This is a genomic window from Bradyrhizobium lablabi (assembly GCF_018129385.1).
Lineage (GTDB): Bacteria > Pseudomonadota > Alphaproteobacteria > Rhizobiales > Xanthobacteraceae > Bradyrhizobium > Bradyrhizobium lablabi_C.
In genome coordinates, this window is the sequence record NZ_JAFCLN010000062.1 from 1 (window position 1) to 1021 (window position 1021).

A 1021-nucleotide genomic window follows, 5' to 3' on the forward strand; every position below is an offset into this window, starting at 1 on the left:
GTGCTGCAGGGCGTGCACGAATACGAGCCCGGCCAGACGCTCGATGCCGTGCTCGATCCCGACAATGTTTTCGTGTTCGACGCCGCCGACCGCCTGGTCGCCGCGCCGGGCAAAGCGTCTTCAAGCGAAGTGTATCGCCTTTCGCGTGAAGAAAACGCCTCAAACAAAAGGCTGGCGATCTGGTGCCGACCAGTAGCTAGATACGGGTTGGTTTCATGCGGATTGCGATGATTGGCACGGGCTATGTCGGGCTGGTATCTGGCGCCTGCCTTGCCGATTTCGGTCACCACGTCATCTGCGTGGACAAGGATGCCAGCAAGATCGAAGCCTTGCGCCGCGGCGAGATCCCGATCTTCGAACCTGGGCTGGATGCGCTGGTAGCGTCCAACGTCAAGGCCAAGCGGCTGGATTTCACCACCGAGCTGGCCGCCCCGGTCGCCGAAGCCGACGCCGTGTTCATTGCGGTCGGCACCCCGTCGCGGCGCGGCGACGGCCATGCCGACCTCACTTACGTCTACAGCGCGGCGCGGGAGATCGCAGCGGCGCTGTCGGGCTTCACGGTGGTGGTGACGAAATCGACCGTGCCGGTCGGCACCGGTGACGAGGTCGAGCGGCTGATCCGCGAAGCCAACCCGTCGGCCGACGTGGTGGTCGCCTCCAATCCGGAATTCTTGCGCGAGGGTGCGGCGATCCGCGACTTCAAATTCCCCGACCGCATCGTGGTCGGCACTTCGGACGAGCGCGGACGCAAGGTGCTCGGCGACGTCTACCGGCCGCTGTCGCTCAACCAGGCGCCGATGATGTACACGGCGCGGCGCACCGCGGAGCTGATCAAATACGCGGCGAACGCGTTCCTCGCCACCAAGATCACCTTCATCAACGAGATCGCCGATCTCTCGGAAAAAGTCGGCGCCGACGTCCAGGAAGTGGCGCGCGGCATCGGCCTCGACAACCGCATCGGCACCAAGTTCCTGCATGCCGGTCCGGGCTTCGGCGGTTCCTGTTTTCCCAAGGATACCCG

At 64.5% G+C, this 1021-nt stretch carries 1 protein-coding gene and 1 pseudogene; both read left to right on the forward strand.

The features are described 5' to 3' along the window. Positions 1-231 (forward strand): annotated as a pseudogene (locus JQ628_RS34390) (hypothetical protein); the annotation flags it as partial. After that, on the forward strand, positions 216-1021 hold an 806-nt coding region (locus JQ628_RS34395; RefSeq protein ID WP_212231068.1), incomplete at its 3' end, for a UDP-glucose dehydrogenase family protein. The pseudogene JQ628_RS34390 and the gene JQ628_RS34395, both read left to right, overlap by 16 nt.